Origin of the sequence: Streptomyces liliiviolaceus (genome assembly GCF_018070025.1) — a bacterium.
Taxonomy (GTDB): Bacteria; Actinomycetota; Actinomycetes; order Streptomycetales; family Streptomycetaceae; genus Streptomyces; species Streptomyces liliiviolaceus.
The window spans coordinates 1861853-1880467 of record NZ_JAGPYQ010000002.1 but is presented as its reverse complement, the minus strand read 5'-3'; the positions used below and the strand labels follow the sequence as shown (position 1 = coordinate 1880467).

The 18615-nt window shown below is 70.2% G+C and carries 18 protein-coding genes; 9 read left to right on the top strand and 9 right to left on the bottom strand.

What is annotated here, in order from left to right; all coding sequences use genetic code 11:
- Positions 1-38: 38 nt before the first annotated feature.
- From J8N05_RS43625 to J8N05_RS43615, 3 genes are all read right to left on the bottom strand, one after another.
- Positions 39-878: a carbohydrate ABC transporter permease gene (locus J8N05_RS43625; RefSeq protein ID WP_210893175.1), complete on the bottom strand. Its 840-nt coding sequence runs from the start codon at positions 876-878 to the stop codon at positions 39-41.
- Complete coding sequence (locus J8N05_RS43620; RefSeq protein WP_210893172.1) at positions 875-1864, bottom strand: carbohydrate ABC transporter permease; 990 nt, start codon at positions 1862-1864, stop codon at positions 875-877. The genes J8N05_RS43625 and J8N05_RS43620 overlap by 4 nt, the downstream gene beginning before the upstream one ends.
- 68 nt (positions 1865-1932) lie before the next feature.
- Complete coding sequence (locus tag J8N05_RS43615; protein ID WP_210893170.1) at positions 1933-3189, bottom strand: extracellular solute-binding protein; 1257 nt, start codon at positions 3187-3189, stop codon at positions 1933-1935.
- A 312-nt stretch (positions 3190-3501) separates the two neighbouring features.
- Between J8N05_RS43615 and J8N05_RS43610 the strand changes: the two genes are divergently transcribed.
- The 7 genes from J8N05_RS43610 (at position 3502) to J8N05_RS43580 (ending at position 10699) form a co-directional block, all read left to right on the top strand.
- Positions 3502-4341, top strand: a complete 840-nt coding sequence (locus J8N05_RS43610; protein ID WP_210893168.1) for a GntR family transcriptional regulator — start codon at positions 3502-3504, stop codon at positions 4339-4341.
- A gap of 180 nt (positions 4342-4521) precedes the next feature.
- Positions 4522-5106: a TerD family protein gene (locus J8N05_RS43605; RefSeq protein ID WP_210893167.1), complete on the top strand. Its 585-nt coding sequence runs from the start codon at positions 4522-4524 to the stop codon at positions 5104-5106.
- A gap of 152 nt (positions 5107-5258) precedes the next feature.
- Positions 5259-6527 (top strand): MFS transporter, encoded by a 1269-nt coding sequence (locus J8N05_RS43600; RefSeq protein WP_210893165.1) that lies wholly within the window; start codon positions 5259-5261, stop codon positions 6525-6527.
- A gap of 59 nt (positions 6528-6586) precedes the next feature.
- Complete coding sequence (locus J8N05_RS43595) at positions 6587-7168, top strand: sugar O-acetyltransferase (protein WP_210893163.1); 582 nt, start codon at positions 6587-6589, stop codon at positions 7166-7168.
- 11 nt (positions 7169-7179) lie between these two features.
- Entirely contained in the window at positions 7180-7728 is a 549-nt protein-coding gene (locus J8N05_RS43590) for a TetR/AcrR family transcriptional regulator (RefSeq protein ID WP_210893161.1), read from the top strand.
- A gap of 82 nt (positions 7729-7810) precedes the next feature.
- Positions 7811-8224 (top strand): VOC family protein, encoded by a 414-nt coding sequence (locus tag J8N05_RS43585; RefSeq protein ID WP_210893159.1) that lies wholly within the window; start codon positions 7811-7813, stop codon positions 8222-8224.
- 84 nt (positions 8225-8308) lie between these two features.
- Positions 8309-10699, top strand: coding sequence for an ATP-binding cassette domain-containing protein (locus J8N05_RS43580; protein WP_210894300.1), 2391 nt, complete (start codon positions 8309-8311; stop codon positions 10697-10699).
- 32 nt (positions 10700-10731) lie between these two features.
- Here J8N05_RS43580 and J8N05_RS43575 read toward each other — a convergent pair whose 3' ends face one another.
- Positions 10732-12249 (bottom strand): FAD-dependent monooxygenase, encoded by a 1518-nt coding sequence (locus J8N05_RS43575; RefSeq protein ID WP_210893157.1) that lies wholly within the window; start codon positions 12247-12249, stop codon positions 10732-10734.
- Between the two features lie 50 nt (positions 12250-12299).
- Between J8N05_RS43575 and J8N05_RS43570 the strand changes: the two genes are divergently transcribed.
- The gene (locus J8N05_RS43570; RefSeq protein ID WP_210893156.1) at positions 12300-12938 is read left to right on the top strand and encodes a TetR/AcrR family transcriptional regulator C-terminal domain-containing protein; all 639 of its coding nucleotides are present in this window, start codon (positions 12300-12302) and stop codon (positions 12936-12938) included.
- On the top strand, positions 12935-13564 hold the full coding sequence (locus tag J8N05_RS43565; protein WP_210893154.1) for a DinB family protein: 630 nt from the start codon (positions 12935-12937) through the stop codon (positions 13562-13564). Before J8N05_RS43570 ends, J8N05_RS43565 begins: the two co-directional genes overlap by 4 nt.
- 18 nt (positions 13565-13582) lie before the next feature.
- Here J8N05_RS43565 and J8N05_RS43560 read toward each other — a convergent pair whose 3' ends face one another.
- The 5 genes from J8N05_RS43560 to J8N05_RS43540 form a co-directional block, all read right to left on the bottom strand.
- Positions 13583-14845, bottom strand: coding sequence for a saccharopine dehydrogenase family protein (locus J8N05_RS43560; protein ID WP_210893152.1), 1263 nt, complete (start codon positions 14843-14845; stop codon positions 13583-13585).
- Positions 14846-14921: 76 nt separating this feature from the next.
- Entirely contained in the window at positions 14922-17210 is a 2289-nt protein-coding gene (gene secD / locus J8N05_RS43555) for a protein translocase subunit SecD (RefSeq protein WP_210893150.1), read from the bottom strand.
- 70 nt (positions 17211-17280) lie between these two features.
- Complete coding sequence (locus J8N05_RS43550; protein ID WP_210893148.1) at positions 17281-17772, bottom strand: hypothetical protein; 492 nt, start codon at positions 17770-17772, stop codon at positions 17281-17283.
- Positions 17773-17886: 114 nt separating this feature from the next.
- Entirely contained in the window at positions 17887-18114 is a 228-nt protein-coding gene (locus J8N05_RS43545) for a helix-turn-helix domain-containing protein (RefSeq protein ID WP_210893146.1), read from the bottom strand.
- Complete coding sequence (locus J8N05_RS43540) at positions 18114-18611, bottom strand: DUF2975 domain-containing protein (protein WP_210893144.1); 498 nt, start codon at positions 18609-18611, stop codon at positions 18114-18116. Before J8N05_RS43540 ends, J8N05_RS43545 begins: the two co-directional genes overlap by 1 nt.
- Positions 18612-18615 lie beyond the last annotated feature (4 nt).

Here is an 18615-nt window from a genome sequence, read left to right as displayed (position 1 = left end):
GCTGGGTGCAGCCGAGTACATGGGGGGAGTGGCAGGGGTCAGCCCTTGACCGCGCCCGCGGCGAAGCCGGACGTGACATGGCGTTGCAGCAGCAGGAACACCACGAGCGCCGGGGCCGCGAAGAGGGTCGAGGCGGCCATGGTGGCGCCCCAGTCGGTGCCGAAGACGTTCTGGAAGGAGGACAGCCACACGGGCAGGGTGCGGTTGTCCTGCTGTTTGATGATGAGGAAGTTGGCGTAGGCGAACTCGTTCCAGGCGGTGATGTAGCCGAAGAGCGAGGTAGCCATGAGACCAGGTGCCAGCAGCGGGAACGCGATGTGCCGGAACGCTCCGAGCCGGGTGCAGCCGTCGACCTGCGCGGACTCCTCCAGCTCCGGCGGGATCGTGACGATGAAGCCGCGCAGCACGATGACCGTGAAGGGCAGGGTCATCATGAAGTAGACGAGGGTCAGGGTCGGCAGCCGGTCCAGCATGCCGGTGTCCCGCGAGATGATGTACACCGGGATGATCAGTGACTCCCAGGGTGCCATCTGCGCGATGAAGACCATGAGCATGAAGTGTCGGCGCCCCTTCCACCGCATGCGGGCGACGGCGTAGGCGGAGCCGAGCGCGACGACGAGGGAGAGCAGGACGGCGCTCAGCGTGACGAGAAGGCTGTTGCGCCAGAACAGACCGAAGCCGTCGGCGCCGACGGCGGTGCGGAAGTGGTCGAGCGTCCAGGTCCGCGGGACGAGCCGCGGAGTGTCGGACTGGATGTCGCGGGCCGGGGTGAACGCGGTCGCGACCATCCAGTAGACCGGGAACAGACAGAGCGCGACCGTGACGACGGCGGCGGCGTTGAGAGGGATGCGGCGCATGCGGGGTCGGGTGGTGCTCATGCGAGCTCGTCCTCCTGGCGGAACATCTGGCGGAAGTAGAGGACGAGCACGCCCGACATCAGTACTACGGTCACCATGGAGGCCGCCGACCCGAGGTCGTAACGCTGGCTCGACAGGGCGGTCTGGACCGCGTACACGGGCAGGATCGTGGTCGCGTCGCCGGGGCCGCCGTTGGTCATCACCCAGATCTGCACGAACGCCTTGAACGTCCAGATCACTTCGAGCGAGAACACCAGCAGGAAGATGGGCCGTACGACCGGGAAGGTGATGGACCGGAAGATCCGCGTTCCCGACGCCCCGTCGAGCCGCGCCGACTCGTACAGCTCGACGGGCACGGTGGTGAGCGCCGAGTACAGGGTGATCGCCGCGAACGGCACGGACTGCCACACGATGAGGGCGATCAGGATGGCGAAGGCGGCCGGCCCGTGGGCGAACCAGGCGTAGCGGTCGAAGGACTCGAACCCCAGATCCTTCAGGACCGCGTTGACGATCCCGAACTCCGAGTGGAACAGCCACTGGAAGACGGTGGTCGCCGCGATGACGGGCATCGCCCAGGTCAGGACGAGTGAGCTGAGGACCGCGGTCCGGCCGAACCGGCCGAGCCGTTCGATCATCAGCGCGACCAGCGTGGACAGCACCATGATCAGGGCGACGTTGACCGCCATGAAGAGGAAGGTGCGGCGCACGACCTCCCAGAAGCGGCTGTCGCCCAGCAGCGTCCCGTAGTTGTCGAGTCCGACGAACCGCGCGTCGCCCAGGATGAGTTGGCGCAGTCCGAAGTCCTGCAGCGAGATCACCACCGCGCGGACCAGTGGATAGACGAGCAGGTAGAGCGTGCCGAGGACGGCGGGTGCGATCAGGACGTACGGCCAGACGCCGGGCCCGCCGTCCTTCGACGGGCGGCGCGGTCCTGGGCCGGGGGAGCGCCGGGGGCGACCGGCGCTCGGCGGGGGATGGGGTGCGGTCTGCTCTCGGACGGCCGTCACGGCACACTTCCTCCAGCGCGGCACCGGCGCGGACGGCCGGTGCGGGGACGGTTGAGGGGCCGGGCGGTTCAGGTGCCGGAGTTCATCGCCGTGGTGATGGCTTCGGAGGCCTTGGCGGCTTCCTTGCGCGCGTCGCCTCCGGTGAGTACGGCGGTCAGATAGTCCTTGATCGGGTTCTTGGCCTCGACGGCGGCCCAGCCGGGTGTGTTGGGCGTGGCGTGGCCCTCGGCTGCGCCGACCGCCATGGCCGAGGCGCCCGGATCGGAGGCGACCGCGTCGGACAGAGTGGTCTTGTTCGGTACGTAGCTCATGGCGACGGCGAGCTTCTTCTGCCAGGTGTCGCCGGTGAGTTCCTTGACGAAGGTGTAGGCCGCGTCCTGCTTCGCGGAGGCCGTGGGGATGACGAGGTCCGAGCCGCCGGTGAAGACGGCGCCGGGGACGTCGGCGGTCCTCCCCGGGATCGGGAAGAAGCCGAGCTTGTCCTTGAGCGCGGGGTTGTTCTCGACGACCGTGTTGGCGCCGCCCGGGGACGACACGACCTGGGCGACCTTCCCCTTGGCCATCACGTCCGCCTGCGGGGGATTGGCCTCGTCGGAGTCCTTGGGGCCTCTGCCGAGTGCCTGCAGCTTCTTGTAGAACTCCATGCCGCGGACGGCTTCCGGGGTGTCCAGTGAGCCCTTCCACTTGCCGCCGGACTCGGTGGCGAGGTCGCCGCCCTCGTCCCAGACGAAGCCCGCGAGGGTGTACCAGTTCTGACCGGGCAGATAAATGCCCTGCGTGCCACCGGTGTTGAGCTTCTTCGTCGCGGCGATCCACTGGTCACGGGTCTTGATCGCGGCCGGGTCGACGCCCGCCTTCTCGAAGAGGTCGGTGCGGTAGATGACGACGCGGTTGGCGGCGTAGTACGGGATGCCGTACTGCTTGCCCTCGAAGGCGCCGGGCTCGGCGAGGCCCTTGAGCCAGTCCTTCCCGCCGAGTTCGTCGACCTTGTCGCTGAGGTCGAGCAGGCCCCCGCTCTGCGCGAACTGGGCGACCTGGGTGTTGCCGGTCTCGATGACGTCGGGTGCGTCGCTGCTGGCGAGGGCAGCCGTGACCTTCTCGCCGATGCCGTCCCACTCCTGGATCTGCACCTTGACGTCGATGTCGGGGTGCGCGGCCTCGAAGCTCTTGACGAAGTCCTTCTGGAACCGGTCCGAGACGCTGTCGCGCATCAGCCAGACGTCGATGGCGGTGCTCCCGTCGGAGGCGTCGGAGGAACTGCTGCAGGCACTCAGCCCGGCGGTCACGACGAGCGCGGACACACCGGCGAACAAGCGGAGCTTCACGGTTCACCTCTGGAGGACATGAGCAGACCACCTGACCAGTGAAGCCCACTGGACAGCTCACCTCTCGATGCGGGGATGAAACTGGCATAGACCAATCGACGTCGTCAACCCCTGCTGCTGCATGGGTTGTTGACGCCCGCGTGGGTCAGTACTCGGGCGTCGATCCATAGACAGCGGTTACACTTCGCCCGACCAGGAGTGACAGGGCGTGCGACAACTGGTCAACTGGTAAAGGGGATGTCGCGCACGACAGCATGAGGGGCACAGCATGGGGGGCGTCATGGCGGGGAGCGGTGCGAGGGTGGGAGCGGCATGAGGGAAGACGCATCGGGTGCGGTGCTGAAACGGGAGCGGGTCCGCGACTTCATCCTCGACCTCGTCGAGTCGCGCAGCCCGGGTGACGCGATCCCCTCCGAGCGCTCCCTGTGCGCCCGTCTGGGAGTGTCCCGCCCGACCCTGCGCGCGGCGGTCGACGAACTCGTGGCCGCGGGCCTCCTGGTGCGGGAGCACGGCCGGGGCATGTTCGTCGCGCCCGAGAAGATCACCCAGGAACTCGTCTCCGGTCAGCAGACCATGACGGCGCCTCAGGCCTCCGGGACCTGGTCGAGCCGTCTGCTGGAGTTCACCACCTTCGCGGCCGGCGCACGCGTGGGCCGCAAACTGCGGATGTCACCCGCCGCCGAGATCGTGTACGTGGCACGGCTGCGCCTCGTCGACGGCGCCCCGATGGCCATCGAGCACCTGCACATCAGGGCCGACCTGGTCCCCACCCTGTCCGCACAGGAACTGGAAGCCGGCGACCTGTACGAGCATCTGCGCGAACAGCACGGCGTACATGTCCAGGAGGCCGTGCAGGCCATCGAGCCGACCGTCGTCACCCGCGCCGAGGCCGAACTGCTCGATGTGCCCGAACTGTCCCCGGCGCTGCTCTTCGAGCGGCTCACCTCGGACACCACGGGCCGACCCGTCGAGTACGTCCACTCGATCTACCGCGGCGACCGCTACCGCATCGTCTCCCGCCTCACCCTCGACCCCTCCGCCACCGAACCGTCCACCCGCCTCGGCCACCACCCCGGCATCCCCCCGGGCGACTTCGCCCACCGCGAGACGATCGCGTCCTCCACGCGGGGTGACATCCAGACGGGGCAGTGAGTCGCCCCGCAGTGACAGGAGGGATCGCGGCGACGGGACGGACCGCGCGATGGGCGTATCGGGGCGCCTGTGCCCCGAGCGGGGCGGGGATCTGGTGATTCGTGTGGGTCCCGGGCTATGTGGTGTGACACGGGGCAGGCACACTGCATACAGGCATTCTCACGATCAAGAGGAACAGGCATGATCACGCTTACGAAGGAAGACGGCCCGGCGGATCTCGACGGAGTGACCCATCTGTCGATCGGGGTGTCCTGGGACCCCACCGTCGGCAGCAGCGGCGGACTGATCGGCAAGCTGCGCCAGAAGACCGGCACGGACCTCGACCTGATCGCCATCGCCATGCAGGGCTCGGACCCGGTCCGGCTGGCGGGCCTCGACTCCCTGGACCCGCTGGGCAACGGCTCGTTGGTGCACACCGGCGACAACCAGACCGGCAAGGGCGACGGTGACGACGAGACGGTGACCGTCGAGTTCTCCCGTGTCCCGGCGAACATCACCTCGATCGTCTTCGTCGCCGCCGCCTACAAGAAGAGCAGCTCCTTCCAGAAGGCGCGGAACATCAGCTTCAAGGTGTACGACGCCAGCGGTGGCAGCACGCAGCAGGTCGCGGACATCTGGCCCAGCCTCCTCAGCAACGACAACGGCTGCGCCGTCGCCAAGGCGATCCGGGTCGGCGGGGCCTGGAAGCTGCAGGTGATCAACGAGACCGGGAAGATCAAGCAGGGCGACGAGCAGGCCCTGATGCGCTTCGCCGCGAGCAAGTAGGTCACACACGAGCGATCGCCCGGAGGCGGGACGATCGCGCAGAGGCGGGACGGGGCGGGACCGGCGCACATGCCGGTCCCCCCCGCCGTGCGTCCTGACCTGCCGAGCATTGAGAGTGTACGTTCGTACGCTCCCGCTATAGGCTCCCCCTCATGACTGTTGACGTACTGCGCCGACCCGCGTCGGCCGAACGGCAGGCCCGGGTGGCCGTCGCCGTGCTGTTCTTCACCAACGGAGCCCTGTTCGCCAACCTCCTGCCGAGGTATCCGCAGATCAAGGCGGATCTCGGCATCGGGAACGCCGCCTACGGTCTGGCCGTCGCCGCGTTCCCGGCGGGCGCCATCGCGGCCGGTCTCGCCGCGGGCGTGGTGATCCGCCGCATGGGCTCGGCGCGGGCGGCGGTGGCCGGCACCCTGCTGACCGGAGCGTGGATCCTCCTCGCGGGGCTGGCCGACTCGGTCGTGATGTTCGCGGCGGCGCTGTTCCTGGCCGGAGCGATGGACGCGGTCACCGATGTGGCGCAGAACGCCCACGGACTGCGCGTGCAGCGACGCTACGGACGTTCCATCATCAACTCCTTCCACGCGATCTGGTCCATCGGCGCAGTCACCGGCGGAGCCATGGCCGCGGCGGCGATAGCGCTCGACCTCTCCCGCGGGCAGCATCTGACGATCTCGGCGGTGGTGTTCGCGGTGGCCGCGTGCGTCGCGCTCCGGTTCTGCCTGTCCGGCCCCGAGGCCGAAGCCGAGTCCGAGTCCGAGGGTGGCGCCAGGGTCGAGTCCGTGGCGGACCCGGCAGGGGAGTCCGGTGCCGGAAGCAGTGGAGAGGGGCGGCGCATCGCGCGTCCGACGCCGGGTCGGCGTACCGCGTACGTGCTGGCCGCCCTCGTGCTCATCGCCACGGCCGGCACGCTCGTCGAGGACGCGGGCAGCTCCTGGGCCGCGCTCTACCTCTCCGGTTCGCTGTCCGCGTCGGTGACGCTGGCCGCCTCCGGCTACATCGCCCTGGTCGGGGCCCAGTTCGTCGGCCGCATCATCGGCGACCGCCTCGTCGACCGGTTCGGCCAGCGCACGGTGGCCCGCGCGGGCGGCCTCGTCGTCGTGGCCGGCATGGGCCTGGCGCTGGCCGTGCCCACGGTGCCCGGCACGATCCTCGGGTTCGCCGCGGCCGGGTTCGGCGTGGCCACCCTTGTCCCCGCGGCGATGCACGAAGCCGACGAGCTGCCCGGCCTCAAGCCCGGCTCGGGGCTCGCCATCGTCTCCTGGCTGATGCGCCTGGGCTTCCTGCTCTCCCCGCCGGTCGTCGGCCTCGTCGCGGACGCGGCCGGTCTGCGGGTGGGTCTGCTCGTGGTGCCCCTCGCCGGAGTGCTCGTGCTCCTGCTCGCCGGAGTGCTGCAGCCCGGCCGCCGCCAGGGCCGGTAACCACCCCCACGTGCACGTTTCCCGGGCAGCGGTCCGACGTCGAGTGTACGATCGTACGCATGTCGACGGACTACTTCGCCCAGGATCCCCGTACGCATCTCGAACGCATGATGGCGGGCGATCACTACATCGCCGACGACCCGGAGATCGTCCGCCGGTACGAGCGGGCCGTACGGTTGGCCGCCCGCTATCAGGCCGCCTATCTCGAAGACACCGAAGGGGCCCGCCCGCTCCTCGCCGAACTGCTCGGCTCCCTCGGGCCCGACGTACACCTGCGGCCGCCGCTGTACGTCGACTACGGCAGCAACATCACGATCGGCGCGCGCACCTTCGTCAACTACAACCTGACCGCCCTGGACGTCGCGGCGATCACCATCGGCGAGGACTGCCAGATCGGCCCGAACGTCCAACTGCTCACCCCCACCCACCCCTTGGAGCCGGACCCCCGGCGCGACAAGCTGGAGGCCGCCCGGCCGATCACCATCGGGAACAATGTGTGGCTGGGGGGAGGCGCCATCGTGCTGCCCGGTGTCACCATCGGGGACAACTCCGTCATCGGCGCCGGGGCCGTGGTGACGAAGGACGTGCCCGCCGGCGTCGTCGCAGTCGGCAACCCCGCCCGCCCGGTCCGCACCCTCTGAAGGCTCCCGTCATGGCCACCGGACACACCGACCCGCAGCGCCGCGAACGCATCATCGCAGCGACCCTCGATCTCATCGCCGAGGAGGGGATCGCCAGCGTCTCCCACCGGAAGATCGCCGCGCGGGCCGGTGTCCCGCTGGGGTCGATGACTTACCACTTCAGCGGTATGGACGAGCTGCTCCGGGAGGCGTTCACCCGCTTCGCCGACCACATCGTCGCCGTCTTCGACGCCCACCTCTCGGCTCCGGCCGACCGCGACCAGGCCCGTCGGGCCGTGGCGGATCTGGTCCATGTGCTGTCGGAGGGGAGCCAGCGCGACCTCGTACTCACCCAGGAGCTGTACACCCTCGCCGCGCGCCGGCCGGTCTACCGGCAACTGACCCACGAGTGGATGGGCCGCAGCCGCACCCATCTGGAGAAGCACTTCGACCCGGACACGGCACGCCAACTCGACGCCCTGATCGAGGGGCTGACCCTCCACCGCGCCCTGGACAACGAGCCCCACGACCGTGCCCTGACCCTTGAGGCGATCACCCGCATCACCACCCCGGGCGGGTAGGGACGCCGGCCGGGCGCGGGGCACCCGGATCGATCAGGAATCGAGAAGCGCCGACCCCGGTGCCGCGTCTAGCGTGACTGCCATGGACGTCACCCTGTACGCGAGCTTCCTCCCGCACACGGATCCGGACGCGTCCCTGGCCTTCTACCGGGACGCCCTCGGCTTCGAGGTCCGCGACGACGTCGGCCACGGCGCGACGCGCCGGATCACGTTCGGGGCCGCCGGCCGGCCCGGCCCGTCCCTCGTCCTGGAGCCGCCGGTCACCGACCCCGGCGTCACCGAGGACGAGCGTCGCACCGTCGCGGAGATGATGGCGAAGGGCGCGTACGCGGGCATCCTCCTGGCCACCCCCGACCTCGACACCACCTTCGAGCGGGTGCGGGCGGCCGGCAGCGGCGAGATCGTCCAGGAACCGGCCGAGCGGCCGCACGGCGTCCGGGACTGTGCCTTCCTCGATCCCGCGGGCAACATGATCCGCATCCAGGAGCTGCGCTGAACGGCCCGGCGGGCGCAACAGCCGCGTACAGGCGCGAACAGGTCAACAGGTCGACAGAGCGACAGATCAACAGATGGAGACATGATGAGCATGGCCCCGAGGACCGACACACAGTCGTCCGCGCCGCACGCTGCCGACAGCCATGACCTGATCCGTGTGCACGGCGCACGCGAGAACAACCTCAAAGACGTCAGCATCGAGATCCCCAAGCGCCGCCTGACCGTGTTCACCGGTGTCTCCGGCTCGGGCAAGAGCTCACTCGTGTTCAACACGATCGCCGCCGAGTCGCAGCGGATGATCAACGAGACCTACAGCGCCTTCCTCCAGGGCTTCATGCCGACCCTGGCCCGCCCCGAGGTCGACGTCCTCGACGGGCTGACCACCGTGATCACCGTCGACCAGCAGCGGATGGGCTCCGACCCGCGCTCCACCGTGGGCACCGCCACCGATGCCAACGCGATGCTGCGCATCCTCTTCAGCCGCCTCGGCACACCGCACATCGGTCCGCCCAGCGCTTACTCCTTCAACACCGCCTCCGTCCGTGCCAGCGGCGCGATCACCGTCGAGCGCGGAGCCAGGAAGACGGTCAAGGCGACCTTCAACCGAACCGGCGGCATGTGTACGCGCTGCGAGGGCCGGGGCTCGGTCTCCGACATCGACCTCAGCCAGCTCTACGACGACTCCAAGTCCCTCTCCGAGGGCGCGTTCACCATCCCCGGCTGGAAGTCGGACAGCCAGTGGACCGTGCAGGTCTACGCCCAGTCCGGCTTCGTCGACCCGGACAAGCCGATCCGCGAGTACACCAAGAAGCAGTTGCAGGACTTCCTCTACGGAGAGCCCGTCAAGGTCAAGGTCAACGGCGTCAACCTCACCTACGAAGGACTGATCCCGAAGATCCAGAAGTCGTTCCTGTCCAAGGACAAGGAGTCGATGCAGCCGCACATCCGGGCGTTCGTGGAGCGGGCGGTCACCTTCGCCACCTGCCCCGAGTGCGACGGCACCCGGCTCAGCGAAGGGGCCCGCTCGTCGAAGATCGGCAAGGTCTCCATCGCGGACGCCTGCGCGATGGAGATCCGCGACCTGACCGAATGGGTCCGCGGACTCGACGAGCCGTCGGTGGCCCCGCTGCTCGCCGCGCTGCAGCAGGCCCTCGACTCGTTCGTGGAGATCGGTCTCGGCTATCTCTCGCTCGACCGGCCCGCGGGCACGCTGTCGGGCGGCGAGGCGCAGCGCGTCAAGATGATCCGCCACCTCGGCTCCTCGCTCACCGACATCACGTACGTCTTCGACGAGCCCACCATCGGCCTGCACCCCCATGACATCCAGCGGATGAACGACCTGCTGCTGCGGCTGCGGGACAAGGGCAACACCGTGCTCGTCGTGGAGCACAAGCCGCAGACGATCGCCATCGCCGACCACGTCGTCGACCTCGGCCCCGGTGCGGGCACGGCGGGCGGCACCGTCTGCTTCGAGGGCACGGTCGAGGGGCTGCGGGCCGGCGGCACGGTCACCGGCCGCCACCTCGACGACCGGGCCACCTGCAAGCAGACGCCGCGCAAGCCCACCGGCTCGCTGGAGATCCGCGGCGCGACGGCACACAACCTGCAAGGCGTCGACGTCGACATCCCCCTCGGGGTGCTCACCGTCGTCACCGGCGTCGCGGGCTCCGGAAAGAGCTCGCTCGTCCATGGATCGATCCACGACGACGAGGGCGTGGTCTCGATCGACCAGAGCGCCATCCGCGGCTCCAGGCGCAGCAACCCGGCGACGTACACCGGAATGCTCGATTCGATCCGCAAGGCGTTCGCCAAGGCCAACGATGTGAAGCCGGCCCTGTTCAGTGCCAACTCCGAGGGTGCGTGCCCCACCTGCAACGGTGTGGGCGTCGTCTACACCGATCTGGCGATGATGGCCGGGGTCGCCACTCCCTGCGAGGAGTGCGAGGGGAGGCGGTTCCAGGCCGCGGTCCTGAAGTACCATCTCGGCGGCCGTGACATCAGCGAGGTGCTCGCGATGTCGGTGACCGAGGCCGTGGAGTTCTTCGGCGAGGGCGAGGCGGGCATCCCGGCCGCGCACCGCATCCTCGAACGCCTCGCCGACGTAGGACTCGGCTACCTCAGCCTGGGCCAGCCGCTCACGACGCTCTCCGGCGGCGAGCGTCAGCGGCTCAAGCTGGCCACCCACATGGGCGACAAGGGCGGGGTGTACGTCCTCGACGAGCCGACCACCGGCCTGCACCTCGCCGATGTCGAGCAACTGCTCGGCCTTCTCGACCGGCTCGTCGACTCCGGCAAGTCCGTCATCGTCGTCGAGCACCACCAGGCGGTCATGGCGCACGCCGACTGGATCATCGACCTGGGCCCCGGCGCGGGCCACGACGGCGGCCGGATCGTCTTCGAAGGCACCCCGGCCGACCTGGTCGCCGCCCGCTCCACCCTCACGGGCGAACACCTTGCGGCGTACGTGGGCGACTGACCGTACCGCCCCGTGTCCTGTGCGGGGCGCGGTCAGTCGGCCGCGGCCCTGTGCGTGAGGGCGAGCGCCCGGTCCGCGGCGGCGGCCAGCGCGGTGTCGTCCCGGTCCGTACCGACCCAGGCGACATGGCCGTCGGGGCGGATCAGGGCGGCACGCACCGCGGCCCAGTCGGCCGGGGGCCGGTCGAGGGCCCCGGCGAGCACGGTGAGCCCCGGTCGTTCCCGGTCCGCGAGGACACCTTCCGGCCGGACGCCCTGACCGGGTACGGGTGCGTCGCCCGTCAGGTCGAGGAGCAGGTAGCCGTCCGCGCGCGACCGCCCGTGCAGGCCGCGCCCGGAGTCGGTGAAGGCCAGGTCGGGGGCGCGACCGCCGGTCAGAGGGTGGGCCGTCGCGTCCGGTGGCGGGTAGCTGACGGCGAGCGCGGTGAGGCGTTCGGCCAGGGCCCTGCCGAAGTCCGGCTGCGTGGCGATCATTCCGCTGAGGAACGACCGCAGATCGAGGCCCTCGGGAGTGAAGCCGGTCATCAGGGCGGTCTGGGCCCGACTGTGCTCCATCAGCTGGGCGCCGACGGGGTGGCGCTCGGCGTGGTAGCTGTCGAGCAGACCGTCGGGGGCCCGGCCGCCGAGAACCGCGGCGAGCTTCCAGCCGAGGTTGTGCGCGTCCTGGATGCCGACGTTCATACCGACGCCCCCGGTCGGGAAGTGCTGGTGGGCGGCGTCCCCGGCGAGCAGGACCCGGCCGCGCCGGTACTCCGCGGCCAGCCGGGTGGCGTTGCCGAAACGGGAGAGCCACACCGGGTCGCGCATCCCGTAGTCCTCACCGGTGATGGCGACGACCTTGGCCCGCAGCTCCTCCAGGGTGAGGTCCTGCGGCGACTCGGTGGTGAGGCTGTCGGGGCTGATCCCGACGAGACGATGCCGCCCGCCGGGCAGCGGCGCGACCATCAGCCCGCCCCGGGGTCCGAAGAGGCCGAACCCGGGGCGTGGCGGATGGTCGAGCACCACGTCGCCGAGCCAGCCCAGCACCGTGGAGGGCGTACCGGGGAAGTCGATGCCGGCGGCGGTGCGCACGGTACTGCGGGTGCCGTCGCACCCGACGAGATACGCCGCCCGCAGCCCGTACGGCCCGTCGGGCCCCTGCACCCGCACGGTCACCGACCCCGCGTCCTCGGTGAACCCGCTGACGCGGTGCCCGCGCACGACCGTGGCGCCCAGCGCGAGCGCGTGCTCCTCCAGCAGTTCCTCGGTACGGGCCTGGGGCAGCGCGAGGGTGTACGGGAACGGGGTGTCCAGCACCGTGAAGTCGAGCCGTCGGTCGAGCGAGGCGAAATGCCCGCCCGGTATCCGCAGGCCCTCCGCGAGGAAGGGCTTGTGCACCTCGCGCGACGCGAGGATCTCGATGGTCCGGGGATGGACGGTGAGCGCCTTGGAGCGCTGATCGATGTCGGTCCGCTCCTCGACGACGGTGACGGAGACCCCGCCGCGCCGCAGTTCGGCGGCCAGCCACAGCCCGACCGGACCACCACCGGCAATGACAACCTGCTGTTCCATGCACTCTCCTAGGTCACTGACCAACAGCGTGTCCGCAGTAAACTAGGTCAATGACCAATAGGCAAACGAGTGAGGGCCGCGCCCCCCGGCTGGACCCCGCGACGGTGATCCGGGCCGCGCTGGAACTGCTGGACGAGAAGGGCCTGGACGCCCTGTCCACCCGGGCCGTCGCCGACCGGCTCGGCGTACGCATGAACACCGTGCTCTGGCATGTGAAGACCAAGGCCCGGATGCTGGAGCTGATGGCGGACGCCGTCATCGGCGAGGCCCCGCTCGACGGGCTGCCGGCCGACTGGGACGAACGCGTGCGCGAACTCGCCCGCCGCTACCGCCGCGCCCTGCTCGCCCACCGCGACGGCGCGGCGCTCGTGGTCGGCACCTACGCCGCCGAACCCCACACCCTGGCCTTCGCCGAAGCACTGGTGACCGCGCTGCTGGACGGCGGTCTCGACGACCGGGACGCCGCCTGGACCACGTGGACGATCATCTATCTCGCCCTCGGCCTCACCCAGGAGGAACAGGCGGCACCCCCCGCCCCCCTGAACGACGGTCTGGCGAAGGCGGTTTCCAGGACGGCGCACCCCGCCCTCCACCGCGTCCTCCACCACCTCGACGCGCGGTCCTTCGACGAGCGCTTCGAGTTCGGACTGTCCGCGATCATCGTGCGCGCGGGAGACTCGACCCCATGAACACATCGGATCCCCGCACCGGCCACGAGACCGATCCCGAGGCCGCTCCCAAGGCCGACCTGCGCTTCTACCTGCAGTCCGCCCGCGATGCCCTGCTGTGGAAGCTCGAAGGGCTCTCGGAGTACGACATCCGCCGCCCGTCGACACCGACCGGAACCAACCTCCTGGGCCTCGTCAAACACACGGCCGGGGTGGAGCTGGGCTACCTCGGCGACACCTTCGGACGGCCGTCCGGCGAGGCGCAGCCCTGGCTGGAGGACGGCGCCGAGGCCAATGCGGACATGTGGGCCACCGCAGACGAGTCACGCGAGCACATCGTGGGCCTCTACCGCAGGGCCTGGGCGCACGCGGACGCAACGATCGACGCGCTCGCCCTGGACACGGTCGGCCGGGTGCCGTGGTGGCCGAGTGAGCGGAACGAGGTGACCCTGCACCACGCCGTCGTACGCGTGATCGCCGACACACACCGGCACGCCGGCCATGCCGACATCGTCCGCGAACTCATGGACGGCTCGGTCGGGATGGACAAGACCAACGGCAGTGTGGCGCCGGGCGATACGGCGTGGTGGGAGGAGTACCGGAGCCGACTGGAACGGGCGGCCCGGGAAGCCGAACGGGGCGTGTGACGTCGAGCCGGCCAGGCTTCACGGAGATTTCGGTCCGGACACGGGTCCGCTCGCAGGTGGGTTCTCCTCCCGCATGCCCCACGGCGACCCGTACTCCGTGAGCAGGTCGAGGAACGGCCGGGGAGGCATCGCCTCGGGGCCGAGCACTCCGCTGCCGTGCCAGGCGCCGGACGCGATGAGTTCGAGGGCCGCCACGGGGTTGACGGCGGTCTGCCAGACCACGGCCTGGGAGCCGTACTCACGCATCGACCACTGGTTGTCGACCACGTGGTAGAGGTAGACCTCCCGTGACCGGCCGTCCTTGGTGCCCCTGACCCACGTACCGGCGCACGTCTTGCCGTGCATGCTGTCGCCGAGGCCGGCCGGATCGGGGAGGCAGGCGGCGACGACGTCCCGCGGGGAGACCGCGACCCTGCCCCCTCCACCGTCCACGGTGACCGGCTCGGTGCGGTCCAGGCCCAGCTTGTGCAGGGTCCGCAGGACACCGATGAACTCGTCGCCGAGACCGTACTTGAAGGTGACCCGCCCGGCCTTCAACCACCTGGGGATCAGCAGGACTTCCTCGTGCTCGACGTTGACGCACTCCACCGGACCGATGCCCTCCGGGAAGTCGAAGACCTCCGGCTCGCTGAACGGCGGTGTGGTGAACCAGCCCCGGTCCGCCTCGTAGACGACCGGCGGGTTGAGGCACTCCTCGATCGTCGTCCAGATGCTGAAGGACGGGGCGAAGTCGTGGCCGTCCACGACCAGGTTCGCGCCGTCGCGGACGCCGATCTCCTCGATCTCGTCGAAGAGGACGTCGGCGGCGTAGCGGGCGAACACGTCGGACAGGCCTGGCTCCACGCCCATGCCGACCAGCGCGAGCCGGTCCGCCGCCTCCCACTCGGCGGACCGCTCGAACTGCGCGTCGCCCAGCTTGACGCCGCACTCCTCGTAGGGGCGCGTCGGGTGGGGCCGGGAGAGGGACATCGCCATGTCCAGGTAGTGGGCGCCCCGGGCGAGCGCCGCGTCGAAGAGCGACAGCACGAAACGCGGATCGGTGGCGTTGAGCAGGACATCGCAGCGGTGCTCGGCGAGCGCGCCCCGTACGCCGTCGGTGTCCGAGGCGTCGAGCCGCACCGCCGCGAACCGGTGCCCGTCCTCACCGAGTGCCGTGACCGCCGCCTGCGCCCGCGCGAGGTCGTAGTCGGCGACCACCATGTGCTCGAAGAAGGGGCGGCGGGCCGCGATCCTGGTGATCGCGGTGCCGACGCCCCCTGCTCCGACCAAGAGGACTCGCATGGTGCAGTACTCCTTCGTCCCGCCCGCCCGTTTCGGTGGGCCAGGACGATAGCAGTGGCACCGCTCGCCCCGGCTCCTACCGCGAGCCCTGTTTTCGTGCGCCGGGCGGCGGGCTGTCACGGCCGTGGAGTTCGATGGCCAGCGGCGCGGCCGTGAACATCGAGGAGTACGTGCCGACGACGATGCCGATGAGCAGGGCGAGCGCGAAGTCGGTCAGGGAGTCGCCGCCCAGCAGGGTGAGGGCGGCGAGGATGAACACGGCTCCCATGCCGGTGTTGACGGTCCGGGGGAGGGTCTGCAGGATCGCCGTGTTGGCGAGCACGGGGAAGGGGACCTTCTTTCGTTTTCCGTCGGGGCTGTCGGGGCCGTCGGTCCGGTTGGCGGCCGACAGTTCTCTGATGCGGTCGAAGACGACGACCGAGTCGTTGACCGAGTAACCGATCACCGTCAGCAGTGCGGCGAGGAAGACTCCGTCGACCGGTTTGCCGAGCCAGGCGAAGACACCGATGAGGATCAGGGTGTCGTGGACCATCGCCGCGACCGCGGACGCCCCGAAGGCCCACCGGAAGCGGACCGCGAGATACAGCAGTTGCGCGGCCAGGGCCGTGGCGAGGGCGATGAGGGCCCCACGGCGTAGCTCGTCCCCGAGGCTGGGACCGATCAGCTCGTCACGGACCTTCTCGGCACCGCCCGCCAGCTCGCCGACCGCCTTGTCCACCTTCGCCGCCTCGGCATTGGTCAGCTGATCGGTGCGTACGCTGAGATCGCCGTCGCCGGAGGTCTGCACGACGGCACCGGGCATACCCGCGTCGGCCAGGGCCTCCCGGGCGCGGTCGGCGTCGACCGGGGCGGAGGCGGAGTACTCCATGAGCCGTCCGCCGGTGAACTCGACGCCGAAGTCCAGCCCCCTGACCGCGATGCCCGAGGTGGCCAGGACGAGGGCGACGGCGGATCCCGCCAGCCAGGTGCGCCCGTGCCGCATCAGGTCCGGGTCGCGGCGGGTGAGCCAGTCGCGGACCTTCCCGGTGTCCGCGATGCCGGTGAGGTGCGGACGGCGTCGTACGGATCGCCGGGCGACCGCGTGGTCGGCGAGGACCCGGGTGATGACCAGGGCGCTGAGCATCGAGGCGAGGACGCCGATGCCCAGAGTGACGCCGAAGCCCCGCACCGGTCCGGAAGCGAGGAGGAAGAGCAGTCCGGCGGCGATGAGCGTCGTGATGTTGGAGTCGGCGATGGCACTGAAGGCATTGCGGAATCCCGCGGTCAGGGCCGAGCGCAGGCCCTTGCGGCGCGCCGCGTACTCCTCACGGGCCCGTTCGAAGACGAGCACGTTTGCGTCCACGGCCATACCGATGGCCAGGACGAACCCCGCGAGCCCCGGGAGCGTGAGCGTGGCGCCGAGCGCGACCAGGGCCGCGTAGGAGACGACCCCGTAACAGGCCAGGGCCACGGCGGCGAGGGCTCCGAGGAGGCGGTAGACGGCGATGATGAACAGCGAGGTCAGCGCCGTGCCGATGGCGGCGGCCCAAGCGCTGGCCTCGATGGCCGCGGCGCCCAGGGTGGGGCCGACGGTGCGCTGTTCGACGGTCTCGACCGGTACCGGCAGGGCCCCGCCGTTGATGAGCAGGCCCAGTTCGCGGGCTTCCTCCCGGCTGAACGAACCGGTGATCTGGGTGGACCCGCCGGCGATGCCCGTACGACAGGCCACGGACGAGTTGACCTGCGGGGAGGAGATGACCTCGTCGTCCAGGACGATGGCCACGCGGCGGGCCGGGTCGCCGGCCGGATGGCACGCTGCCTTGCCGGTCAGCTCGGCCCAGGCGTCGCCCGCACCCCTGAACTCGATGCCGACGAACCAACCGGCGCCGGTCTGCGGATCGATACGCGCCTCCGCGCTGTCGACGTCCGCGCCCGTGAGCGCGGACGGGCCGAGCCGCACGGGGTGACCGGACTCGTCGGAGTCGACCGTGCCGGAACCTGTGCCGGTCTTCGCGTCGGTTTTCGTGCCTGGATCCGTGCCGAGGACGGGGTGGAAGGTCAGTTGGGCGGTGCGGCCGAGGACGTCCGCGGCTTCGCGCGGGTCCTGGACCCCGGGCAGCTCGACGATGATCCGGTTGTCCCCGGAACGGGCGATGGTGGGCTCGGAGACGCCGAGCGCGTCGATGCGCCGGCGCAGTACCTCCAGAGTGCGGTCGGTGGCCTCGGAGTCGGCTTCGGCGGTGGGGGAGTCGCGGGTCTCCAGGACGATCTGGGTTCCGCCGCGCAGGTCGAGCCCGAGGCGGACCGGGACGGTCAGGGTGATGTAGAGCGACAGGGCGAGAACGGTCAGGGCGAAGAACGCCCGCACGCGGATGGCGCGCGTCAAGGGTGCCTCCAACAGGCATACCGCACCCCGGAAAGGGGCGCGGTGGAGATCGACTGTCGACTGGGTGACGTCAGATGCCGGCTGGAGGCGGCGGGCCGCGCCCGCTGTGCTGAGTGGTGTGCTGCGAGGGGGCGAAGGCGCCCAGTGCGGTCGGCGGTGACAGCCCTGGTTCCGGCAGCGGGACCACGAGACCGGGCGGGGCCGACACCCCGCCGGGAGGCGGCGCGTGCCATTCGCCCGCGGTGACCCGGCCCGCGCGGGGCGGCTGACCGCAGGTTGTGGTGCAGGAGCCGTCGACGCCGGTGCGGGTGTCGGCCTGCGCTTTCGCCGGAGCCGGAGCCGGAGCCGGAGCCGATGTCGATGTCGATGCGGGAGCCGGTCCGGGTTCCTGGCTGTGGTGTGCGGCGGCCGTGGCCGATGTCAGTGCGTCGTTGGAGGCCGCGGCGGGGTTGCCCTGCAGGCCGAGTACGCCGAGGAGGGTGAACAGCGCCGCCAGCAGTACGCCGGTGACGGGAGCCCGGTGTCCGGCGGGGGACGAGGTCGCGCGAACCCGCTCTGCCATGGCCTGCCCTCCTCACCCGGCTCCGACCGAACGCGGTCCGGCCGACAGGGAGCGGCCTTCAAGGACAACGCACGGGGAACGCACAAGGTTCGCGTTCGCGCGGACCGGCGCGGATCACATCTGATCGTCCGTGTCGTCGTCGGGCACCCAACGGAGCACATCACCGGGCTGGCAGTCGAGCGTGCGGCAGATCGCGTCGAGGGTCGTGAACCGCACCGCCTTCGCGCGGCCGTTCTTGAGCACGGCGATGTTCGCGGGCGTGATGCCGACGGCGGCGGCGAACTCACCGACCGACAGATTGTGCCGGGCCAACTGGACGTCGAGGTCGACGATGATTGCCATCAGACGACCGCTGCGATCTCGGTCTCCAGGTCCGTCGCCTTGCGCAGGAGCCCCCGCATGATGACGGTGAGCATCGCGAACGCCGCTCCCACGGCGACGGCCGTGACCGTGGCCCCCAGGACTCCGAGCAGTTCCATGCCGTCGTCCGGAGAGGGAATGTCGGCCAGGAGGATATGAACGGCGACTCCGCCGGCCAAGAGCGTCGCCACGACCGAGGCTTCGATGACGATGTCGACCCAGCGGAAGGCCAGCGCCGTGAAGATCGCGTCGCGCTGGATCATGTCGAGCAGCATCCACACCGCGAAGAGGGCGACCTGGACACAGGCGACGCCGATGATCGCCAGCGTCACATAGGGCGTGGCGAAGGGGGCGTACGGCGGGAAACGCTCGACCTCATCGGCCGCCGTCGTCGGAATGACCACGATCTGGCCGAAGAGCCCGACCGCGACCGTCGTGAGGATGCCGACCCGGAGTACGGCAATGAAGAGTTGATGCATGTAT